The sequence below is a fragment of the Quadrisphaera sp. INWT6 genome (genome assembly GCF_015390235.1).
In the GTDB taxonomy this organism is placed as follows: Bacteria; Actinomycetota; Actinomycetes; order Actinomycetales; family Quadrisphaeraceae; genus Quadrisphaera.
This window is the reverse complement of record NZ_VUOH01000002.1, coordinates 729,298-749,227: the sequence shown is the minus strand read 5'-3', so window position 1 is coordinate 749,227 and position 19,930 is coordinate 729,298. Positions and strand designations below refer to the sequence as shown.

20 protein-coding genes and 3 tRNA genes are annotated in these 19,930 nt (G+C 75.5%); 16 read left to right on the top strand and 7 right to left on the bottom strand.

The window, feature by feature from the left end; genetic code table 11:
- Positions 1-2: 2 nt before the first annotated feature.
- Genes F1641_RS08360 through F1641_RS08330 form a run of 7 tightly spaced genes read left to right on the top strand, consistent with a single transcriptional unit; the run spans position 3 to position 6,675 of the window.
- On the top strand, positions 3-701 hold the full coding sequence (locus F1641_RS08360) for a demethylmenaquinone methyltransferase (protein ID WP_194904386.1): 699 nt from the start codon (positions 3-5) through the stop codon (positions 699-701).
- Positions 698-2,002: a geranylgeranyl reductase family protein gene (locus F1641_RS08355; RefSeq protein ID WP_194904384.1), complete on the top strand. Its 1,305-nt coding sequence runs from the start codon at positions 698-700 to the stop codon at positions 2,000-2,002. Before F1641_RS08360 ends, F1641_RS08355 begins: the two co-directional genes overlap by 4 nt.
- Positions 2,003-2,016: 14 nt before the next feature.
- Positions 2,017-3,081: a polyprenyl synthetase family protein gene (locus tag F1641_RS08350; RefSeq protein ID WP_309225477.1), complete on the top strand. Its 1,065-nt coding sequence runs from the start codon at positions 2,017-2,019 to the stop codon at positions 3,079-3,081.
- A gap of 52 nt (positions 3,082-3,133) precedes the next feature.
- Positions 3,134-3,805, top strand: a complete 672-nt coding sequence (locus F1641_RS08345; protein ID WP_194904380.1) for a class I SAM-dependent methyltransferase — start codon at positions 3,134-3,136, stop codon at positions 3,803-3,805.
- A 29-nt stretch (positions 3,806-3,834) separates the two neighbouring features.
- Positions 3,835-4,437: a hypothetical protein gene (locus F1641_RS08340; RefSeq protein ID WP_194904378.1), complete on the top strand. Its 603-nt coding sequence runs from the start codon at positions 3,835-3,837 to the stop codon at positions 4,435-4,437.
- Positions 4,434-4,829, top strand: coding sequence for a DUF4267 domain-containing protein (locus F1641_RS08335; protein ID WP_194904375.1), 396 nt, complete (start codon positions 4,434-4,436; stop codon positions 4,827-4,829). The genes F1641_RS08340 and F1641_RS08335 overlap by 4 nt, the downstream gene beginning before the upstream one ends.
- Positions 4,830-4,884: 55 nt before the next feature.
- Positions 4,885-6,675 (top strand): alpha-glucosidase, encoded by a 1,791-nt coding sequence (locus tag F1641_RS08330; protein WP_194904373.1) that lies wholly within the window; start codon positions 4,885-4,887, stop codon positions 6,673-6,675.
- 10 nt (positions 6,676-6,685) lie between these two features.
- Here F1641_RS08330 and F1641_RS08325 read toward each other — a convergent pair whose 3' ends face one another.
- From F1641_RS08325 to F1641_RS08305, 5 genes are all read right to left on the bottom strand, one after another.
- Positions 6,686-7,315, bottom strand: a complete 630-nt coding sequence (locus tag F1641_RS08325) for a copper resistance CopC family protein (protein ID WP_194904371.1) — start codon at positions 7,313-7,315, stop codon at positions 6,686-6,688.
- A 114-nt stretch (positions 7,316-7,429) separates the two neighbouring features.
- Positions 7,430-9,463, bottom strand: coding sequence for a PhoX family phosphatase (locus tag F1641_RS08320; protein WP_194904369.1), 2,034 nt, complete (start codon positions 9,461-9,463; stop codon positions 7,430-7,432).
- 150 nt (positions 9,464-9,613) lie between these two features.
- The gene (rarD, locus tag F1641_RS08315; RefSeq protein ID WP_194904367.1) at positions 9,614-10,585 is read right to left on the bottom strand and encodes an EamA family transporter RarD; all 972 of its coding nucleotides are present in this window, start codon (positions 10,583-10,585) and stop codon (positions 9,614-9,616) included.
- A gap of 25 nt (positions 10,586-10,610) precedes the next feature.
- A complete protein-coding gene (locus F1641_RS08310) occupies positions 10,611-11,717 on the bottom strand; it encodes a 2-oxoacid:ferredoxin oxidoreductase subunit beta (protein ID WP_194904365.1) in 1,107 nt (368 codons plus the stop codon).
- A complete protein-coding gene (locus F1641_RS08305; protein ID WP_219729514.1) occupies positions 11,714-13,675 on the bottom strand; it encodes a 2-oxoacid:acceptor oxidoreductase subunit alpha in 1,962 nt (653 codons plus the stop codon). The genes F1641_RS08310 and F1641_RS08305 overlap by 4 nt, the downstream gene beginning before the upstream one ends.
- A gap of 154 nt (positions 13,676-13,829) precedes the next feature.
- Between F1641_RS08305 and htpX the strand changes: the two genes are divergently transcribed.
- From htpX to F1641_RS08290, 3 genes are all read left to right on the top strand, one after another.
- Positions 13,830-14,699 carry a zinc metalloprotease HtpX gene (htpX, locus tag F1641_RS08300; RefSeq protein ID WP_194904362.1) on the top strand — a complete coding sequence of 290 codons (870 nt, stop codon included), beginning with the start codon at positions 13,830-13,832 and terminating at the stop codon, positions 14,697-14,699.
- 105 nt (positions 14,700-14,804) lie between these two features.
- The gene (locus F1641_RS08295) at positions 14,805-15,725 is read left to right on the top strand and encodes an ATP-binding cassette domain-containing protein (RefSeq protein ID WP_194904360.1); all 921 of its coding nucleotides are present in this window, start codon (positions 14,805-14,807) and stop codon (positions 15,723-15,725) included.
- On the top strand, positions 15,722-16,516 hold the full coding sequence (locus F1641_RS08290) for a hypothetical protein (protein WP_194904358.1): 795 nt from the start codon (positions 15,722-15,724) through the stop codon (positions 16,514-16,516). The genes F1641_RS08295 and F1641_RS08290 overlap by 4 nt, the downstream gene beginning before the upstream one ends.
- A gap of 54 nt (positions 16,517-16,570) precedes the next feature.
- Here F1641_RS08290 and F1641_RS08285 read toward each other — a convergent pair whose 3' ends face one another.
- Positions 16,571-17,065 carry a YajQ family cyclic di-GMP-binding protein gene (locus F1641_RS08285; protein WP_194904356.1) on the bottom strand — a complete coding sequence of 165 codons (495 nt, stop codon included), beginning with the start codon at positions 17,063-17,065 and terminating at the stop codon, positions 16,571-16,573.
- Between the two features lie 144 nt (positions 17,066-17,209).
- On the opposite strand from F1641_RS08285, the gene F1641_RS08280 reads away from it, so the two are divergent.
- From F1641_RS08280 to F1641_RS08255, 6 genes are all read left to right on the top strand, one after another.
- Positions 17,210-17,291 (top strand) — tRNA-Tyr (locus F1641_RS08280).
- Between the two features lie 59 nt (positions 17,292-17,350).
- Positions 17,351-17,426, top strand: a tRNA-Thr gene (locus F1641_RS08275).
- 37 nt (positions 17,427-17,463) lie between these two features.
- Positions 17,464-17,537 (top strand) — tRNA-Met (locus tag F1641_RS08270).
- A gap of 71 nt (positions 17,538-17,608) precedes the next feature.
- On the top strand, positions 17,609-17,779 hold the full coding sequence (gene rpmG, locus F1641_RS08265; RefSeq protein WP_194904354.1) for a 50S ribosomal protein L33: 171 nt from the start codon (positions 17,609-17,611) through the stop codon (positions 17,777-17,779).
- Positions 17,780-17,810: 31 nt separating this feature from the next.
- Positions 17,811-18,263, top strand: a complete 453-nt coding sequence (locus F1641_RS08260) for a MaoC family dehydratase N-terminal domain-containing protein (protein ID WP_194904352.1) — start codon at positions 17,811-17,813, stop codon at positions 18,261-18,263.
- Entirely contained in the window at positions 18,260-18,700 is a 441-nt protein-coding gene (locus F1641_RS08255) for a MaoC/PaaZ C-terminal domain-containing protein (protein WP_375541464.1), read from the top strand. The genes F1641_RS08260 and F1641_RS08255 overlap by 4 nt, the downstream gene beginning before the upstream one ends.
- A 22-nt stretch (positions 18,701-18,722) precedes the next feature.
- On the opposite strand, the gene F1641_RS08250 is transcribed toward F1641_RS08255, so the two are convergent.
- Entirely contained in the window at positions 18,723-19,874 is a 1,152-nt protein-coding gene (locus tag F1641_RS08250; RefSeq protein WP_206690771.1) for a LacI family DNA-binding transcriptional regulator, read from the bottom strand.
- Positions 19,875-19,930: the final 56 nt, after the last annotated feature.

The following is a 19,930-nucleotide window of genomic DNA, read 5'->3' as shown; positions in this document are numbered from 1 at the left end:
GGGTGACTCGCGCCGACCTCGCCAAGGCACCCCAGCAGGTCGCCGCCATGTTCGACGGCGTCGCCAGCCGCTACGACCGCACCAACACCATCCTCAGCCTCCGCCAGGACCGCGGGTGGCGGCGCGCGGTGGTCCGCGCCCTCGACCTGCGCCCCGGCGAGAAGGTCCTCGACCTCGCCGCCGGCACCGGCACCTCCACCGAGCCGTTCGCCGACCTCGGCGCCCGCGCCGTCGCGTGCGACTTCTCCCGCGGCATGCTCGCCGTCGGCGCCCGCCGCCGCCCCGACCTGCCCTTCGTCGCCGGTGACGCCACCCGCCTGCCCTTCGCGGACGCCGCCTTCGACGCGGTGACCATCAGCTTCGGCCTGCGCAACGTGGTGGAGCCGCAGGCGGCGCTCGCGGAGGTGCTCCGGGTGACCCGCCCGGGCGGACGCCTGGTGGTGTGCGAGTTCTCCCACCCGACGTGGGCGCCGTTCCGCACGGTCTACACCGAGTACCTGATGCGCGCGCTGCCCGCGGTAGCGCGGCGCACCGCCTCCAACCCCGAGGCGTACGTCTACCTCGCCGAGTCGATCCGCGCCTGGCCCGACCAGGCCGGCCTGGCCCGCTGGGTCCAGGACGCCGGGTGGACCGGCACCGCCTGGAAGGACCTCACCGGCGGCATCGTGGCGCTGCACCGCGCCGTCCGCCCCACCTCGTGAGCACGAGCGCGGGCGGCGGGGAGCGCGCCGACGTCGTCGTCGTGGGCGCCGGCCCGGCCGGCAGCTCGGCCGCGGCGCACCTGGCGGCCGCCGGGCTCGACGTCGTGCTGCTGGAGAGGTCGTCGTTCCCCCGCGACAAGGTCTGCGGCGACGGGCTGACGCCCCGCGCGGTCCGCGAGCTCGCCCACCTCGGCCTGACCGACGCCGAGCAGGACGGCTGGGCGCGCACCCGCGGCCTGCGCCTGGTCGGCGGCGGCCGCAGCTACGACATCCCCTGGCCCCGGCTCGCCTCCTTCCCCGACCACGGGCTGGTGCGCACCCGCGGCGACTTCGACGAGCTGCTCGCCCGCCGGGCCGGCGCCGCCGGGGCGCGCCTGCTGGAGCGCACGGCCGCCGTCGCCCCCGTGCTCGACGGGACCACCGGCCTGGTCACCGGGGTGCGCGCCAGGCCCGTCGACGAGCGCGGCCGGGCGACCGGGCCCGAGGTGGTGCACAGCGCTCCCGTGGTGCTCGCCGCCGACGGCGTCTCCAGCCGCACCGCGGTGGCCCTCGGCGTCGAGCGCCGCACCGACCGGCCCCTCGGCGTCGCCGCGCGGGCCTACTTCCGCACGCCCCGCAGCCACGAGCCGTGGATGGAGAGCTGGCTGGAGCTGTGGTCGGGCGAGCCCCGCCGCTCGCCGCTGCTGCCCGGCTACGGCTGGATCTTCGGCCTCGGTGACGGCCGCGCCAACGTCGGGCTGGGCGTCATCGACGCCAGCCAGCCGGTCGACCTCAAGGCCGTGCTGCGCCAGTGGCTCGCCACCACCCCCGCGGAGTGGACCCTCGACGAGGCCCACCAGGAGGGGCCGGTGAAGAGCGCCGCGCTGCCCATGGGCTTCAACCGCACGCCCCACGCGAAGCACGGCGTGCTCCTGCTGGGCGACGCCGGCGGCATGGTCAACCCCTTCAACGGCGAGGGCATCGAGTACGCGCTGCACTCCGGGCGCCTCGCCGCCGACGTCGTGGTCACCGCCCTGCAGCAGGGCCGCGACCGCGGTGACGCCGCCCGCGCGGCGGCCCTCGAGGCGTACCCGCGCGCCCTCTACGCCGAGCTCGGCGGGTACTTCACCCTGGGCCGCACCTTCGCCAAGCTCATCGCCCACCCGCAGGTGCTGTCGGCGGCCGTGCGCCTGGGCCTGCCGCGCCGCCGAGCGATGCACCTCGTGGTCAAGCTCCTCGCGAACCTGGCGGAGCCGACCGGCGGTGATGCGGCCGACCGCGTGGTCACCCTGCTGTCGCGCCTGGCCCCGGTCGGGCGGTGACCTACGCTGGCCCCGTGGTCACGGGAGCGCTCGTCCCCGCGCCCCCGGGGCCTGCGAGCCCCCGGGCGCGCGGCACCGCCGCCGTCCCCGACGTCGACGAGGCGCTGACCGCCCGCGTCCTCGACGGTCTGGACGGCGTCGAGGCCCAGCTGCGCGAGGCCGTGAGGCACACCGACGCCCTCGCCGACGCCGCCTCCCGGCACCTGGTGGAGGCCGGCGGCAAGCGGGTGCGCCCGATGCTCGCGCTGCTCGCCGCCCACCTGGGCGACCCCGACGACCCGGGCGTGCTGACCGCCGCCGTCGCCGTCGAGCTGGTGCACCTCGCGAGCCTCTACCACGACGACGTCATGGACGACGCCCCGCTGCGCCGCGGCGCCCCGTCGGCGCAGGCCAAGTGGGGCAACGACGTCGCCATCCTCACCGGTGACCTCCTCTTCGCCCGCGCCTCCCGCCTGGTGGCCGAGCTCGGGCCCCTCGCGGTGCGGCTGCAGGCCGAGACCTTCGAGCGCCTGTGCCTCGGCCAGATGCACGAGACCGTCGGGCCCCGCCCCGACGAGGACCCGGTGGCGCACCACCTGCAGGTCCTCTCCGACAAGACCGGCTCGCTGATCGCGCTCGCCGGCCAGTTCGGCGCGCAGTTCTCCGGCGCCCCGGCCGACGTCGTCGAGGTCATGCGGCTGTACGGCGAGCGCGTCGGCGTCGCCTTCCAGCTCGCCGACGACGTGCTCGACCTCTCCCGCTCCGGCGAGGACGCCGTCGCCCGCACCGGCAAGGCCGCCGGCACCGACCTGCGCGAGGGCGTCCCCACGCTCCCGGTGCTGCTCGCCCGCCGCGCCTCCGCCGGAGGCGACGCCGAGGCCGCCGCCCTGGTCGAGCTGCTCGACGCCGACCTCTCCGGTGACGAGGCCCTCGCCACCGCCGTCGACGCCCTCGCGGCCTCCCCGTACGCGGCGACGGCCCGCGAGAGCGCCCGCGAGTGGGCCGCGTCCGCCGTCGAGGTGCTCGACGGCCTGCCCGCCGGGCACGTGCGCGACGCCCTCGCGGCGTTCGCGCGCAGCACCACCGAGCGCGACCGCTGACGCCCGGCGTCCCCCGCGGGGTGACGCCCTGCTGAGGGGGTAGGGGAGCGGGGTGGCAGCCCACCCCAGCCCCCGCGAGACCGGCAGCCCCCGCGGCGGCCAGGCCCCTCCGACGTACCTCGACGCGAACCGGGTCTGGGTCGACTCCCGGGCGCGCCACGAGGTCGGTCTGCGGTTCGAGGGTCCCGAGCTCGCGCGCCTGGGGGCGCGCGGCGAGGTGTGCGTCGAGGTCGGGACGGGACGGCGCGGGCTGGGCACCCGGTGCGCGGTCGAGCTGATGGGGGCCCGCCGCGTCACGGCCGTCGACCTCCACGCCGCCTCGGTGGTCTCGGCGCGCGCGGCGCTGGCCGACCTCGCCGCGCGCCCCGGTGTCGAGGTGGAGGTCCTCGAGGCCGACGCGGCCGCCCTCCCGCTCGACGGCGGCAGCGCCGACCTGCTGGTGTCCTTCCACGCCCTGCACCACGCCGACGACTGGCGCGCCGTCCTCGCCGAGGCCGCCCGCGTGGTCAGGCCGGGCGGGCAGCTGGCGCTCACGGAGATGACCTCGCGCGTCGTCGACGCGCCGTGGCTGCGGGCCGTGTCCCGCCACCCCGAGGGGCGCTTCTCCGGCGACGAGCTCCTCGAGGCGGTCGGGGCCGCCGGGTTCGCCGTGCAGCCGGGGCGCACCCGCCGCCGCGCGGGCGACCGGCTCGTGCAGGCCGTGGCCACCCGGGAGGGGTCCTGAGCGCCGCACCGGCGTCGGAGCCGGCGTCGGTGCCGGCATCGCCGGCGTGGGGAGCGCGGGCCGTCCTGCCGGCGGCGCTGCGGCTCCTGCGGCGCCGGGCCGGGGCGGCGTACGCCGCGGCGGCCCTGGCCACCGCGGTGAACACCGTGCCCGACGTGCTGCGGCAGGTGCTGGTGTGGAGCAGCCCGAGCGCGCTGGCGGCCCTCGCCGTCGACGTCGTCGGGTTCCTTACGGCCCTCGTGGCGCAGGTGTGGGTCGTGGGGGCGCTCGTGCCGCTGGCGGTGGGCGGCGGCGCCCGGCCGGCGTCGTGGAGCGGGCGCGGGGCGCTGCGGCGCGGCCTGCGGACGTCCGCGTCGGCCGTGCGCGCCGCCCCGGGCACCGTCCTCGCCGGTGTGGTCACCGGCGGAGCGGTGTCCGCGCTGGTGACGGTCCCGGCGTCGGTCGCCGCCCTGGGGTGGCGCTCGGTGCTCGGCCCGCTCGGCGACCCGCCGGCGGGGGCCTTCGCCGTGGCGGCGGCCAGCGACGTCGTGGCCAGCGCGCTGACGCTGCCGTACCTGGCTCTCGTCGTCGTGCTGGTCGCCTGGCGCGCGGCGGGTGTGGACGGGCCCGCAGGGGGCAGGGAGCGCGCATGAGCACGGCAGACCGCGACCGGGTGTGGTGGGACCAGCGGCGCAGCATCGGGGCGCTGTCGGTGTGGCTGGGCGCGGTCGCCCTCTTCGCGCCGCGCGCGATGACCCGCCTGCTCGGCGTCCGCGCCGACGCGACCCAGGACGACGCGGCGCTCCCGCTGCTCGTGCGGCTCATCGCCGCGCGCAACATCGCCATGGGGGCGGCCCTGCTGGTCAGCCCGCCGCCGCAGGCGCGGCGCACCTCCGAGGTGACGCTGCTGCTGACCGGGCTCGACGCCGCCGCGGTGCTGGTGTCGCGCCGCACGGGAGACGTGGCCGGCCGCAGCGCGCTGCTCTCGCTGCTGGTGCTGGCGACCACGCTGGTCGGCGTCGTCCAGTGGCACCGGCAGCCCTGAGCCGGGCCCGCAGCCGGCCCGTGACGCCGGGGCCGGGGCCTGCCAGGGTGGGGCCGTGAGCACGTCGTCGTCCTCCCCGTCCGAGCGCTCGGCCCCCTGGTTCGCCTCGACGGTCGTCTACCAGGTCTACCCGCGCAGCTTCGCCGACTCGAACGGCGACGGCATCGGTGACCTGCCGGGGATCACCTCCAAGCTCGACCACCTCGCGGACCTTGGTGTCGGAGTGGTCTGGCTGAGCCCGGTGTACGCCTCCCCGCAGGACGACAACGGCTACGACATCAGCGACTACCAGGCGGTCGACCCCTCCTTCGGCACCCTCGCCGACATGGACGCCCTCATCGCCGCCGCGCACGAGCGCGGCATCAAGGTGGTCATGGACCTGGTGGTCAACCACACCAGCGACGAGCACGCCTGGTTCACCGAGAGCCGCGCCTCGAAGGACTCCGCCAAGCGCGACTGGTACGTCTGGCGCCCGCCGCGCGAGGGGTTCGCGGCCGGTGACCCGGGGGCGGAGCCCACCAACTGGCGCTCGGCGTTCTCGGGCTCCACGTGGGAGCTCGACGAGACCACCGGCGAGTACTACCTGCACCTGTTCAGCCGCAAGCAGCCCGACCTGGACTGGGAGAACCCCGAGGTGCGGGCCGCGGTCGCCGAGATGATGCGTTGGTGGCTGGACCGCGGGGTCGACGGCTTCCGCATGGACGTCATCAACTTCATCTCGAAGCGCTACGACGCCGACGGCTCCCTGCCCGACGGTGCGCCGTGGCCCGACGGCGGCCTGTGGGGCGACGGCGGCCCGTTCTTCATGACCGGACCGCGCCTGCACGAGTTCCTCGCCGAGCTGCGCCGCGAGGTGTTCGGCGGCCGTGACGGGCAGCTCCTCACCGTCGGCGAGATGCCCGGCATCACCGTCGACGACGCCGTCGAGCTCACGGACGCGAGCACCGGCGTCGTCGACATGGTCTTCCAGTTCGAGCACGTCAACCTCGACCACGGCACCGGCGGCAAGTGGGACCCGCAGCCCTTCTCCCTGCTCGACCTCAAGGCCAGCTTCGGCCGCTGGCAGGCCGGCATGGCCGAGCGCGGCTGGAACAGCCTCTACTGGGACAACCACGACCAGCCGCGCATCGTCTCCCGCTGGGGCGACGACGGCCGCTGGTGGCGCGAGAGCGCCACGGCGCTGGCCACGCTGCTGCACCTGCACCGGGGGACGCCGTACGTCTACCAGGGCGAGGAGATCGGCATGACCAACCTGCCGTTCACCTCGCCCGCCGACTACTCCGACATCGAGGCCGTCAACCACCTGCGCGAGGCCGTCGAGGGCGGCGCCGACGAGGCCGAGGTGGCTCGCCTCGTGGGGTCCATGGCGAGGCTCAACCGCGACAACGCCCGCTCCGGCGTGCAGTGGGACTCCAGCCCGCACGGCGGCTTCACCACGGGCACGCCCTGGTACCGGGTGCACGAGAACGCCTCCTGGCTCAACGCCGAGGCCCAGCGCGACGACCCGGCCTCGGTGCTCTCCCACTACAAGGCCCTCATCGCCCTCCGGAAGGCCGAGCCGTGCGTCGGCACCGGCGACTTCACGATGCTCGCCGCCACGCACCCGCACGTGTACGCGTTCACCCGCGCCACGGCCGAGACGGGGCTGCTGGTCGTGGTGGCGGTCAGCGGCGAGGAGCAGCCCCTCGACGACGTCGCCGCCGACCTGGGGGCCGACGCCGCCGCGTGGGACGGCGCCGAGCTCGTGCTGGGCAACTGGCACGACGACGACGGCTCCGGGCGCACCGGGCTCTCCCCGCTGCGCCCGTGGGAGGCGCGCGTGCTGCGCCGTCCCCTCACCGCCTGAGCCCTGGAGGTCAGGAGCCGCCGGAGCGGCGCCGCGCGCGCACGAGGAGCCATCCGGCCAGGGCGCCGGCCGCCCCGGCGACGACGGTCCACACCACCGTCGAGGTGGTGATCTCCGAGCCGGGGTCCGACTCCGCTGACGCCGGGGTCGTGCTAGGCGTCGCCGTGGCCTCGACCGCCGCCGAGGGCGCAGCCGACGACGACGGCGCGCTGGCGGCTGCGGTGCTCGTGCTCGGCGCCGGGCTCGCCCCGACGGCGCCCTCGGCGGTGAAGGTCACGGTGCCCTGGATCGGGTGCCCGTCGCTCGAGGTCACCCGCCAGTCGACGGTGTAGGTGCCGGCGGGCCGGTCGGCCGCCAGGCCCTGGACCACGTCGTCGCCGGCCACCTGGGGCTCGCCGTCGGTGACGACCGCGCCGTCGGGCCCAGTGACCTGCACCTGTGCGCCCAGCTGCAGCGGGGCGGAGCTGAAGCCCAGCGAGACCGACTCGGGCGCGTTCGTCACGGTGGTGCCGTCGCCCGGGGTGCTCGAGACCAGGGAGTCGTGCGCCCAGGCCGCGGGGGCGAGCAGCAGCGACGAGCAGCCGAGGACGGCGGCAGCGCCGAGCGCCGCGAGGGTCCGGGTGGGGGAGGAGAGGGACACGGTGCTCCAGGTGGTGCGTCGGGTGTCCGTTCCAGGCTAAGCGCCCCCCTCGTGATCATGGGCGTCCGCCACCCCTGGGAGGTGGCGGACGCCCATGATCACGGACGGGTGGGACTACTCGGCGGTGCGGCGCACCTGCACGGTGCTCGGGCGCGGGGTGCGCTTCGAGGCGTCCGTGTACGGGAACGTCGACGTGGGCCTGTCGACCACGGCGCCGTCGACCTCACCCGGGTGCTGCACGTTGACGAACACCGAGCCGTCGGCGGCGTCGATCCACGGGCCGCAGGTCTCCGCGCCCGCGGGCACGGCGAGGAACTGCGAGACGCGGCCGCGCTCAGCACCCGTCAGCGGCACGTAGTGGAGGGCGTCGTTGAGCTTGATGGAGCTCGGCGCGCCGTCCGTGGAGACCCACAGGCCCGGCTGGCCGGCGTCGAAGGCCACGTTGTCCGGGCAGGAGATCGGCGACACCCTGTCGGCCGGGAAGCCGGAGAAGTACGTCGACGGGTCCTCCGGGTCGCCGCAGACCAGCAGCAGCGACCAGTCGAAGCGGGTGCCGGTCGCGTCGTCACCGACCTCGCGCAGCTCGATGACGTGGCCGTCCTTGTTCGAGGGCCGGGGGTTGGCGGGGCCGGCGGCCTTGCGGGTCTTGTTGTTGGTGCAGGCCACGTAGACGTACCCGGTGCGCGGGTCGGGCTCGACGTCCTCGGGCCGGTCCATCGGGGTGGCCCCGACCTCCGCCGCGGCGGCGCGCGTGAAGACGAGCACCTCCTCCAGGCTCATCCCCGGGACGGCCGACGCGCCGTCCTTCGTCAGCGCGATCCACTCGCCGGTGCCGTCGCGGTCGGTGGTGACGTCGCCCTCGGCCGAGAACCTCGCCACGTAGAGGTCACCGGCGTCGAGCAGCTCGCTGCGGCCGCCCTTGCCGCCCCTGCCCACGCGGTCGCGGCTGACGAACTTGTACAGGTGCTGGTCGGCGGTGTCGTCGCCCATGTACGCGACGACGTTGCCCTTCCTCGCCACGATCGTGGTGGCGCCCTCGTGCTTGAACCGGCCCATCGCGGTGTGCTTCACCGGGGTGGAGCGCGGGTCGTGCGGGTCGACCTCGACGATCCAGCCGAACCGGTTGATCTCGTTCGGGGTCTTCACCACGTCGAAGCGGTCGTCGGCCTTGTACCAGTAGCGGCCGTTGCCGACCTTCCCGTCCTTGTCGACCAGCCCGTAGGTGTCGCGGTTGCGCGGGTCGCCGGCGGCGTCGCCGCGGAAGTACTGGTCGAAGTTCTCCTCGCCCGACAGCACCGTGCCCCACGGCGTCGTCCCGCCGGCGCAGTTGTTCAGCGTGCCGACGACCCTGCGCCCCGAGGGGTCCTTCGCGGTCTTCAGCAGGTCGCTCCCCGCGACCGGGCCGCGCAGCTCGAACTCGGTGGACAGGCCGGTGAAGCGGCGGCCGAGCCTCGAGGGCTCCACCTCCCAGAACCCGTCCTTCCCGCGGCGCAGCTGCACCACCGAGAGGCCGTGCGCGGCCATCGAGGTGCGCAGCTGCTCGACCGTCAGCGCCTCCTCGGACGTGAAGCCGGGGTACATGAGGTTCTCGTTGGTGTACTCGTGGTTCGACACGAGCAGCGCCCTGTTCCGGCCCTTCGGCAGGATGGCGAGGTAGTCGTTGTTGTAGCCGAACTGCATCGCCTGCGCCTGCGCGCTCTGGCGGTCGAGGTCGAACGCCGGTGCGCCCTGCACCACCGGGTCGCCCCAGCTGATGATCGGCTTCCAGGTGTAGCCGGCGGGCACGGTCATCTGGTCGACGGTGCTGGCCACGGCGGCGATCGGCGTGAACGCCAGCCCCTTCGGGCCGACGGTGCCGGGGGCCCCACCGGGAGCCCCACCGGGACCGCCCTTCCCAGGCGCAGCCGCCGCGGGCTGCGCGGTCACGGCGCCGCTGCCGGCGGCCGCGGCGACGACGCCCAGGCCCAGCAGCAGGTTGCGCCGCGACAGCGACGCCTCGGCCACGGCGGCGAACGACGGCGACGTCGACGTGCTGCCCTCGGCCTTGAGGCAGGCGTCGCCGCACTTGAAGTGGCAGGTGGCCGCCGAGCGGTTGCCGCGGGTGTGACCCGTCATCGGCAGCAGCGGGCGGGAGGGGGTGAGGGTCATCTCGGGCTCCTCGGAGGGGGTGCTCGACGGGCGACCGGCCCGGGGTGTCCGGGCCGTTCCAGGTCCGAGGTCGACGCTCACCCGGGGGCGCGGCGGGGCCGTGGACCCCGGGTGGCCCCGAGGTGAACTGTCCGGATCGCCCGCATTTCGTCACGGCGTCGTGACGGAACCCCCGGTCGACCCGGCGGCCTCGACGGCGGCCGTCGGTGCGCGGCGCCCCTGGCGGGCGGAGCGCAGCATGTCGGTGGTGAGCAGCACCAGCGCCACCCAGACGAGCGCGAACCCCACCCACCGCGACAGCGGCATCCGCTCGCCCAGCACCGCCACGCCGATGACCAGCTGCATCACCGGGGTCACGTACTGCAGCAGCCCCGTCGTGGTGAGCGGGACCCGGGCGGCCCCGGCGGCGAAGAGCAGCAGCGGCACGGCGGTGACGACGCCGGTGGTCGCCAGCAGCACCAGGTGCCACGGCGGGTCGGCGGTCAACGTGCCGCGCCCGCTCGCCTCGATGGCCACGAGCGCGACGACGGCGAGCGGGGTGAGCAGCAGCGTCTCGGCCGAGAGGCTGCTGAGCGCGCTGACGCCCCGGCCGCCCGGCCCGGTCGACCCGACCTGCTTCTTGACCAGCGAGTACGTGCCGAAGCTCAGCGCCAGCACCAGGGCGATCCACGGCGGCCTGCCGTAGTCGACGGTGATGACGACGACCGCGACCGCGCCGGTGCCCACGGCCGCCCACTGCAGGGGGCGCAGCCGCTCGCGCAGCAGCAGCACCGCGAGCGCCACGGTGACGAGGGGGTTGATGAAGTACCCCAGCGACGCCTCGATGACGTGCGCCTGCTGCGTGGCGTAGATGTAGACGCCCCAGTTGACCGCGATGACGGCGGCGGCGAGCGCCAGCAGCGCCACCACGCGGCCCTCGCGGGCGAGCGCCAGCAGGGGGCGCCAGCGGCGCAGGGCGAGCAGCAGCACGCAGCACAGCACCGCCGTCCACAGCACGCGGTGGACGAGCACCTCCACGGCGCCCGCCGGGGCGAGCAGCGGGAAGTACAGCGGGAACAGGCCCCACAGCAGGTACGCGGCGAGGCCGAGCAGGGTGCCGCGGCGCTCGGACGTGCCCCTCACCCCCGGCGGACGTGTGCGGGGCGGGTCACTCCACGGTCCAGGAGTCGCCGCCGCGCAGCAGCGCCTCGAGGTCGTCGTCGCCGGCGCGCCAGCCCGGCCCGCCGGACGCCTCGCGCGCGGCGTCGAGCTGGGAGCGCACGCCGTCGTCGTAGGTCGGGCGGCTGTGGGCGCGGAAGACGCCGACGGGCACGTGGGCCATCGTCGGCTCGTCCAGGCGCGACAGGGCGAACGCCAGCGAGGGGTCGGCGGTCTCGACGTCGTGGACCACGGGCTCGCGGCCGGCGGCCCGGGCCTCCTCGAGGCCCACCACCTCGACGCCGAACCCGGACGCCGAGCGGACGACGGCCTTCTGGGAGCCCTCGGCGCCGAAGACGACCTCCTGGCCGTGCTCGAGGCGCACCAGGCGCGCGACGGACTCCTCGCGGTCCTTGAGGACGTCGAAGGCGCCGTCGTTGAAGATCGGGCAGCCCTGGTAGATCTCCACCAGCGACGTGCCGCGGTGCTCGGCGGCCGCCCTCAGCACCTGGGTGAGGTGCTTGCGGTCGGTGTCGAGGGTCCGCGCCACGAAGCTCGCCTCGGCCCCGAGGGCCAGCGACACCGGGTTGAACGGCGCGTCGAGCGAGCCCGACGGGGTCGACTTGGTGACCTTGCCGACCTCGGACGTGGGGGAGTACTGCCCCTTGGTCAGGCCGTAGATCCGGTTGTTGAACAGCAGGACGGTCATGTTCACGTTGCGGCGCATCGCGTGGATGAGGTGGTTGCCGCCGATGCTCAGCGCGTCGCCGTCACCGGTCACCACGAACACCGACAGGTCGGGGCGCGAGGCCACCAGCCCGGTGGCGATCGCCGGGGCGCGCCCGTGGATCGAGTGCATGCCGTAGGTGTCGAGGTAGTACGGGAACCGCGAGGAGCAGCCGATCCCCGAGATGAAGACGACGTTCTCCTTGCGCAGCCCCAGCTCGGGCAGGAAGCCCTGCACGGCGGCGAGGACGGCGTAGTCGCCGCACCCGGGGCACCAGCGCACCTCCGAGCCGGAGGTGAAGTCCTTCTTGCCCAGGCGCACGCCGTCGGGCAGCGACGGGACGTCCGCCGTCCCGCTGCGCAGGGTGGGCAGGCCGAGCGGTGTGCTCATCGAGCGTCCCTCCGGGGGGTGGGGCGCACCCGGCCGGCCACGACGTCCTCGATCGCCTCGACGATCTCGGTCGACGTGAACGGCAGGCCGCGCACCTGGTTGCAGCTGATGACGTCGACGAGGTAGCGGCCGCGCAGGAGCAGCGCCAGCTGCCCGAGGTTCATCTCGGGCACCAGCACGTGCTCGTGCGCCAGCAGCACCTCGCCGAGGTTGGCGGGCAGGGGGTTGAGGTGGCGCAGGTGCGCCTGGGCCACGCGCAGGCCCCTGCGGCGGGCCTCGCGCACGGCGGCGGTGATGGGGCCGCGGGTGGAGCCCCAGCCGAGGACGAGCAGGTCGCTGTCGGCGTGGTCGTGACCACCGGCGTGGTCGCCTGTGTCGACAGTGACGTCGGGCACCTCGATGCCCTTCACCTTCGCCCGGCGCAGCCTGACCATGCGGTCGTGGTTGGCCGGGTCGTAGGAGATCTCACCGGTGACGTCGGCCTTCTCCAGGCCGCCGACGCGGTGCTCCAGCCCCGCGGTGCCGGGCACGGCCCAGGGGCGGGCCAGGGTGTCCGGGTCGCGCAGGAACGGCCGGAACTGCGGCGTCATGCCGTCGTCGGCGGTGGAGTTCGGGTCGGTGGAGATGTCGGGGTCGACGGCGTGCACGTCGTGCGCGGCCGGCACCCGCCACGGCTCCGCGCCGTTGCCGAGGTAGCCGTCGGAGAGCAGCAGCACCGGCGTGCGGTACTTCACGGCGATGCGCACCGCGTCGACCGCGGCGTCGAAGCAGTCGGCGGGGGTCGACGGCGCCACCACCGGCACCGGCGACTCGCCGTTGCGGCCGTACATCGCCTGCAGCAGGTCGGACTGCTCGGTCTTGGTGGGCAGGCCCGTCGAGGGCCCGCCGCGCTGGACGTCGACGACGACCAGCGGCAGCTCGAGCGCCACCGCCAGGCCGATCGTCTCGCTCTTGAGGGCGAGGCCGGGGCCGCTCGTCGTCGTGACGCCGAGCGCGCCGCCGAACGAGGCGCCCAGCGCGGCGCCCACGGCCGCGATCTCGTCCTCCACCTGCAGCGACGTCACGTCGAAGCGCTTGAGCCCGGAGAGGGTGTGGAGGATGTCGGAGGCCGGGGTGATCGGGTACGAGCCCAGCACCAGGGGCAGCCCGGCGCGGTGCGCCGCGGCCACCAGGCCGTAGGCGAGCGCGGCGTTGCCCGTGACGTTGCGGTAGGTGCCCTTCTCGGCCGGCGCCGGGGGCACGGTGAAGCGCACCGGGAAGGCCTCGGTGGTCTCCCCGAACGCCCAGCCGGCGCGGAAGGAGCGCAGGTTCGCCTCGAGGACGGCCGCGCGCTTGGCGAACTTCGCCGTGAGGAACCGCTCGGTCTGCGCCGTCGGCCGCTCGTACAGCCAGCTCAGCAGGCCGAGGGCGAACATGTTCTTGCTGCGCTCGGCGTCCTTGCGGCTCAGGCCCAGGTCCTTGAGCGCCTCCACCGTCATCGACTGCATCGGCAGCGCGTGCACGCGGTAGCCCTCGAGGCTCCCGTCGTCCAGCGGGCTGGTGGCGTAGCCGACCTTCGCGAGGTTCCGCGGGGTGAAGTCGTCGGTGTCGATGATCAGCGTGCCGCCGGGCCGGACGTCGTGGACGTTGGCGCGCAGCGCGGCGGGGTTCATCGCGACGAGCACGTCGGGGGCGTCGCCCGGTGTCGTGACGTCGTGGTCGGCGAAGTGCAGCTGGAAGCTCGAGACGCCCGGCAGGGTGCCGGCGGGAGCCCGGATCTCGGCCGGGAAGTTCGGCAGGGTGGCCAGGTCGTTGCCGAGGCTCGCGGTCTCCGCGGTGAAGCGGTCGCCGGTGAGCTGCATGCCGTCACCGGAGTCTCCCGCGAAGCGGATGACGACGCGCTCGAGGACCTCCACCTGCTTGTCGACCCGGTGGGCGGGCTGCTCGGGCGACCGCTGGGGGTCGGGCACGGTGCTCACGTGTGTCGATGCTACGTGCGTCGCGCGGAGACGCTCCGCTGTGAGGTGGCTGTGGACCTCCTCCGGACAGCCCCGCCGGGGGTGCGCCCGGGAAGCACCGTGGGGGACAGTCTGTTGCAGGTCATGCAGAGGTAAAGAGGACTGAGAGGACCCCATGGGCCACGGCCACTTCAACGGCGTCAAGACGGCGATGCTCTTCGGGCTGCTGGGCGGCGTCGTGCTCCTGGCGAGCTGGCTGCTCTTCGGCGGCAGCCAGCAGGGCCTGCTCGTCGGCCTCGTCATCGCGCTCGTGGTCAACGGCATCGCCTACTGGACCTCCGGCTCCGTGGCCGTCCGCGCCATGCGCGCCCGCCCCGTCACCGAGGCGGAGCAGCCGGCCATGCACCGCATCGTCCGCGAGCTCAGCGAGCGCGCCGGCCAGCCCATGCCGCAGCTCTACGTCTCCCCGACGTCCGCCCCGAACGCCTTCGCCACCGGGCGCAACCCGAAGAACGCCAAGGTCTGCGCCACCCAGGGCATCCTCGACATCCTCGACGAGCGCGAGCTGCGCGGCGTCCTCGGCCACGAGCTGATGCACGTCTACAACCGCGACATCCTCACCAGCTCGATCGCCGCTGCCATGGCCTCGGTGATCACCTACCTGGCCTACATCGCCATGTTCTTCGGCGGCGGTGACCGCGAGCGCCCCAACCCGCTCGCCGCGATGCTCATCCTCTTCCTCGGCCCGGTGGCCGCCGGCCTGGTGCAGATGGCCATCAGCCGCACCCGCGAGTACGACGCCGACGAGGACGGCGCCCAGCTCACCGGCGACCCGCTCGCCCTCGCCTCGGCGCTGAGCAAGCTGGAGCGCGGCGTGCAGGCGCGGCCGCTCGCTCCCGAGCAGCAGCTGCAGAACTCCTCGCACCTGTTCATCGCCAACCCGTTCCGCGCGGCTGACGTGAAGAGCCTGTTCGCCACCCACCCGCCGATGGCGGAGCGCATCGCCCGCCTCGAGGCGATGGCCTACGGCTACCGCCAGCGCTGACCGCCGGCCGACCCGTCGGCCCGCCCGCGGGTGACCTCCGGGGGAGACGCGCCGGAGGGGGCCGAACGCCCTCCCCGCAGGCCCCTCCTGTGTCACCGTTGAGCGGTGATCGAGGCCCTCTCGCTGACCAAGCGGCACGGCAGCCGGCTCGCCGTCGACGACCTCACCTTCACCGTCCCCGACGGGACCGCGACCGGGCTGCTGGGAGCGGCCGGGTCGGGCAAGTCGACGGTGCTCCGCCTCGCCGCCGGGCTGGACCGCGGTGAGGGCCGGGTGCTCTTCGACGGCGCGCCGCTGGCCCGCTGCCCCCGGCCCGCGGCGGCGGTGGGGGTCGCCCTCGACGCGGGCTCGCTGCACCCCGGGCGCACCGCCCGCGGCCACCTGCGGGTGCTGGCCGCCGGCGCGGGCGTGCCGCGGCGCAGGGTCGACGAGGTGCTCGAGCAGACCGGGCTGACCGGGGTCGAGCACCGCCGCCCGGGCGTCTTCTGGCGCGGGGCGGCGCAGCGGCTCGCCGTCGCCGGGGCGCTGCTGGGGCGGCCCCGCGCCCTCCTGCTCGACGACCCCCTCCCCGCCCTCGACCCCGACGGCCGCACCTGGCTGGGGTCCCTGCTGCGCGAGCACGCCGACGGCGGGGGCTCGGTGCTCCTCACCGGCAGCCGCGCGGCCGACCTCGCCCCCATGGTCGACGCCCTCGTGGTGCTGCGCCGGGGCCGCCTGGCGGCCCAGGGGCCGGCCTCCGAGCTGGTCGCCGGCGCCGCGGCGTCCGTGCTGGTCCGGGCCAGCGACGCCGGGCGCCTCACCGCCGCGGTGCTGCGCTGGGGAGGCGGGGTGGAGCCCCTGCCCGACGGCGCCCTCGTGGTCACGGGCCTGGACATCGCCGCCGTCGGCGAGGTGGCCCGCGCCGAGGGCGTGGCCGTGCACGAGCTCTCCCGGCGCGAGGCCGACCTGGACGCCGCGCTGGCCGCCCCCGCCGAGGTGGCGCTGCCCGCCTCGGACCTGCTCGGGTCCTCGGCGGTGTCCGCGTGAGCCCGGCCGTCGCCCTCGCCGCCGCGGTGCGCCTCGAGGTCGCCCGCCTGCTCACGCTCCGCTCGACGGTGGTGCTGCTGGCTGCTGCTGCGCTCGTGGGCGCCCTCGGCGCCGCGGGCTTCTGCGCGCTCGGCGCCCGGACCGACCTGGGCCGCTCGGGCCTGCTCGAGGCGCTCACGGCCGGCAGCGCCGTCGGGCTGTCGCTGACCGGGGTGCTCGCCGCCGTCGCCGGGGCTGCTGCCTCGGCCTCCGACCACCGGCACGGCGCGGCGCGGGCGGCGCTCGTGGTGGTGCCCCGGCGCGGCGCCCTGCTGGCCGCCCGCGCGGTGGTCGTCGGGTCGTGGTCCTCGGTGCTCGCCGGGACGTCGCTGGTGGCGGCCACCGCCGTCGTCGCCGCGTGGCCGGGCGAGCCGCTCTGGGGCGCCTCGCCGCGGCTGGCCGTGCTGGCGGTGCCCCTGGCGGGCTTCGTGGCCCTCGTCGCCCTCCACGGGCTGGCGGGCTGCGCGCTCGCCTCGCTGCTGCGCAGCGCTCCGCTGGCCGTGGGCCTCGTGGTCGCCTGGCCGCTGGTGCTCGAGCCGCTGCTCCGCCTGGCGCTGCCGCGCGCCTCCTGGGCCGAGGCCGTCGAGGGGCTCCTGCCCGCCGCCGCGGCCGTCAGGCTGGTGGCGCTGCCCCCGGTGGCGTCCGGTGCCGCGGGCCTCGTGGGCCCGCTGGCGGCCGGGCTGGCCCTGGCGGTCGTCGTCGGCGTCGTGGCCGCGGGGGCGGCGGCGCGCTTCGTGCGCCGCGACGCCTGAGGCGCCCGGGACCGGCGGGGCCCCGGGCGCCGGCCGGCCGGCCGGAGGAGCCGGTCAGCGGTAGTTGACGAACTGCAGGGCGACGTCGAGGTCGGCCGCCTTGAGCAGCGCGATGACGGCCTGGAGGTCGTCGCGGCTCTTGGCCGAGACGCGCAGCTCGTCACCGGTGACCTGCGTCTTGACGCCCTTGGGACCCTCCTCGCGGACGATCTTGCCGATCTTCTTGGCGTCGTCCTGGCTCAGCCCCTCCTTCAGGGAGGCGTCGAGCTTGTACTCCTTGCCGGACAGGCGCGGCTCGCCGGCGTCGAGGGCCTTCAGCGACACGCCGCGCTTGATGAGCTTGGTCTGCAGCACGTCGAGGACGGCCTTGACGCGCTCCTCGCTGTTCGCGCTCATGGCGATGGCCTCGGTGCCGCTCCAGTCCACCGACGCGCCGGTGCCCTTGAAGTCGTAGCGCTGCGCCAGCTCCTTCTGCGCCTGGTTGAGGGCGTTGTCGACCTCCTGGCGGTCGAGCTTGCTGACGACGTCGAACGACGACTCGCTGGCCACGGTCTGGTCTCCTCGTGGTGGGGCGGACGGGGGTGCCCGAGGGCTGCGCGGAGGCCGTGCGGCGGCCGTCGGCGGGGTGCGGCGCAGCCGCTGCGCCGGGGGGTGCCGCGCCGGGCCCTCGGGCTTGCTATCGTAGGCAGCCGCGGCAGGTTGCCCGAGCGGCCAATGGGAGCTGACTGTAAATCAGCCGGCGATGCCTTCGCAGGTTCGAATCCTGCACCTGCCACGCGAATCCGCGGGTCTATGCGGCTCCCTCACCGGGGCCGTGTAGGCTCGCGGACGCCGGCCCCGATAGCTCAGTCGGCAGAGCGTCTCCATGGTAAGGAGAAGGTCTAGGGTTCGATTCCCTATCGGGGCTCCACCGCTGGGGTGGCGCGAGAGCGCCGCCCCAGCCCCCTGGCGGGGTAGCTCAGTTGGCGAGAGCGCACGACTCATAATCGTGAGGTCGAGGGTTCGAGTCCCTCTCCCGCTACGCGTAGACTCCACCGCCGACCCGCCGCTGAACCGCGGTCGGCGAGACCGATGTGAGAGGTGGGCCCCGCCGTGGCCAGCAAGTCGACCGACGTCCGGCCGAAGATCACGCTCGCGTGCACGGAGTGCAAGGAGCGCAACTACATCACCAAGAAGAACCGGCGCAACGACCCGGACCGCCTGGAGATGAAGAAGTACTGCCCGCGCGACGGCCGTCACACCGCGCACCGCGAGACCCGCTGACGCTCGACGTCGAGCTCGGCTGAGGCGCGCAGTGCCCGTCGACGCAGGCCAGGCAGGCCGCACGTGGCCGCCGGGGGAGCCCTTCGAGGTGACCCGGGCGGCCATCGCTGCGTTCGCGGCCGCCACCGCCGGGGGTGGGCCGGTGCACCCCGCCCACACCGACCCCGAGGTCGCCCGCTCGCTGGGGCACGCCGACGTCGTGGCCCCGCCCACCTTCCTGGTGGGCCTCGCCCAGTCCAGCGACGCGCGCTTCGTGGACGACCCGGCCTCCGGCGTCGACTTCTCCCGCGTCGTGCACGGCGAGCAGCGCTTCACGCACCACCGCCCCGCGGTCGCCGGTGACCGCCTCGTGGCGGCCCTCACCGTGGAGTCGGTGCGCCGCATGGCCGGCAACGACCTGGTGACGATGCGCAACGACATCACCACCACCGACGGCGAGTCCGTCTGCACGTCCACCTCGATGCTCGTGGTCCGGGGGGAGTGAGCGTGCCCAAGCTCTCGGAGCTGTCCGTCGGCGACGCCGTCGGCTCGGCCACCGTCCACCTGACCCGCGCCGACCTGGTGCGCTACGCGGACGCCAGCGGAGACCAGAACCCGATCCACCGGTCCGACGAGGTCGCCCGGTCGGTGGGCCTCTCCGGCGTCATCGCCCACGGCATGCTGACCATGGGCGTCGCGGTCCGCGTCGTCGTCGACTGGTGCGGCGACCCGGCCGCCGTCGTCGACTACGGCACGCGCTTCACCGGCCAGGTGCCGGTCGGCGCCGACGACGCGCCCGAGCCCGGCGCCGACCTCGAGGTCAGCGCCGTCGTCGGCGCCCTCGACGTCGAGGCCGGCACGGCCCGCGTCGACATCACCGCCACCTGCGGCGGCACCCGGGTCCTCGGTCGCGCCCGGGCCGTCGTGCGCCTGCCCGCCTGAGGGGCCGGCCGCCCCAGCCACCTCAGCCCTGGCGCCCCGCGCTGCGGGGCGGTGCGGTGGTGGTGCCGACCACGAGCTCGACGGGCAGCTCCACGCGCTCGGGGTGCTGCCCGGCGAGGAGCGCCGCCACCAGGCGGCCCGCCTCCCGGCCCCGCGCCGCCGCGTCCTGGCGGGCCGTCGTCAGGCGGTCCCCGCCCAGCCACGGCGTCTCCACGCCGTCGTAGCCGGTCACCGAGAGGTCGCCGGGCACCGCCAGCCCCAGGGCGCGGGCCGCGGTGACCACCCCCACGGCGAGGAGGTCGGACTGCGCCACGACGGCCGTCGGCCGGTCCGCCGCGGGCAGGAGGCGCCCGCCGTCGTCGCACAGCAGGGCCCTCGCCGCCGCCTCGCCCTCCTCGCGCGAGTTGGCGCCGCTCTCCCACGCGGGCAGCGGGCCGGCGCCGGCACCGAGGACGTCCTCGGTGCCCGCCAGGCGCTCCCAGGCGTCGTTGTACGCCCGCGCCGCCCGTCGCGGACCCTCGAGCCAGCCCGAGCGGCGGTGGGGCCCCCACGGCAGCGTGACGACGGCAGCGCGCTCGTGGCCGAGGTCCGCCAGGTGCGACGCGACGCGACGCGCCGCCCCGCGGTTGTCGAGCTCCACGAGGTGCACGCCGTCGCGGTAGGGGCCCTCGATGCCGACGACCGGCACCCGGCGCCGCAGCAGCAGGTCCAGGGCCGGGTCGTCGTCGCCCCCGCAGGTGGCGAAGACCACGGCGTCCACCGGTGACTGCTCCACCACGGCCAGGCGCGCCGGGTCGTCCTCGACCCCGCCGATGAGCAGCAGGCCCGCCCCGAGCGCCCCGACCTCGTCGGCCAGCGCGTCGAGCTGCACCACGGCCAGCGGGTCGGCGAACGCGTAGCCGAGCCGGTCGCCGACGACGACGCCGACCACCCGCGAGCGCCCCCGGCGCAGCGAGCGCGCCAGGGGGTCCGGGCCGGCGTACCCGAGCTCCGCGGCGGCGGCGAGGACCCGGGTGCGGGTGGCCTCGAGGACGCGCCGGTCACCGGCGAAGGCGAGGGACGCCGTCGACGTCGAGACGCCGGCGCGCGCCGCGACGTCCTTCAGCACCGGCCTCCCCGCCACCGGGGAGGAGGCGCGAGGGGCCGGCGATCCGTCTTGACCGGGGGTGGGCACGGGTGCGAGCCTAGCCATCGAATCGATTCGATCGTGCCGGCTAGGCCCACCGCCGC

Excerpts from the sequence above, each read along its gene's own strand:
- F1641_RS08335 (WP_194904375.1), top strand. The coding sequence starts at position 4,434 with ATGAGCACGGCAGACCGCGACCGGGTGTGGTGGGACCAGCGGCGCAGC.
- F1641_RS08310 (WP_194904365.1), bottom strand. The coding sequence starts at position 11,717 with ATGAGCACACCGCTCGGCCTGCCCACCCTGCGCAGCGGGACGGCGGAC.
- htpX (WP_194904362.1), top strand. The coding sequence starts at position 13,830 with ATGGGCCACGGCCACTTCAACGGCGTCAAGACGGCGATGCTCTTCGGG.
- F1641_RS08320 (WP_194904369.1), bottom strand. The coding sequence starts at position 9,463 with ATGACCCTCACCCCCTCCCGCCCGCTGCTGCCGATGACGGGTCACACC.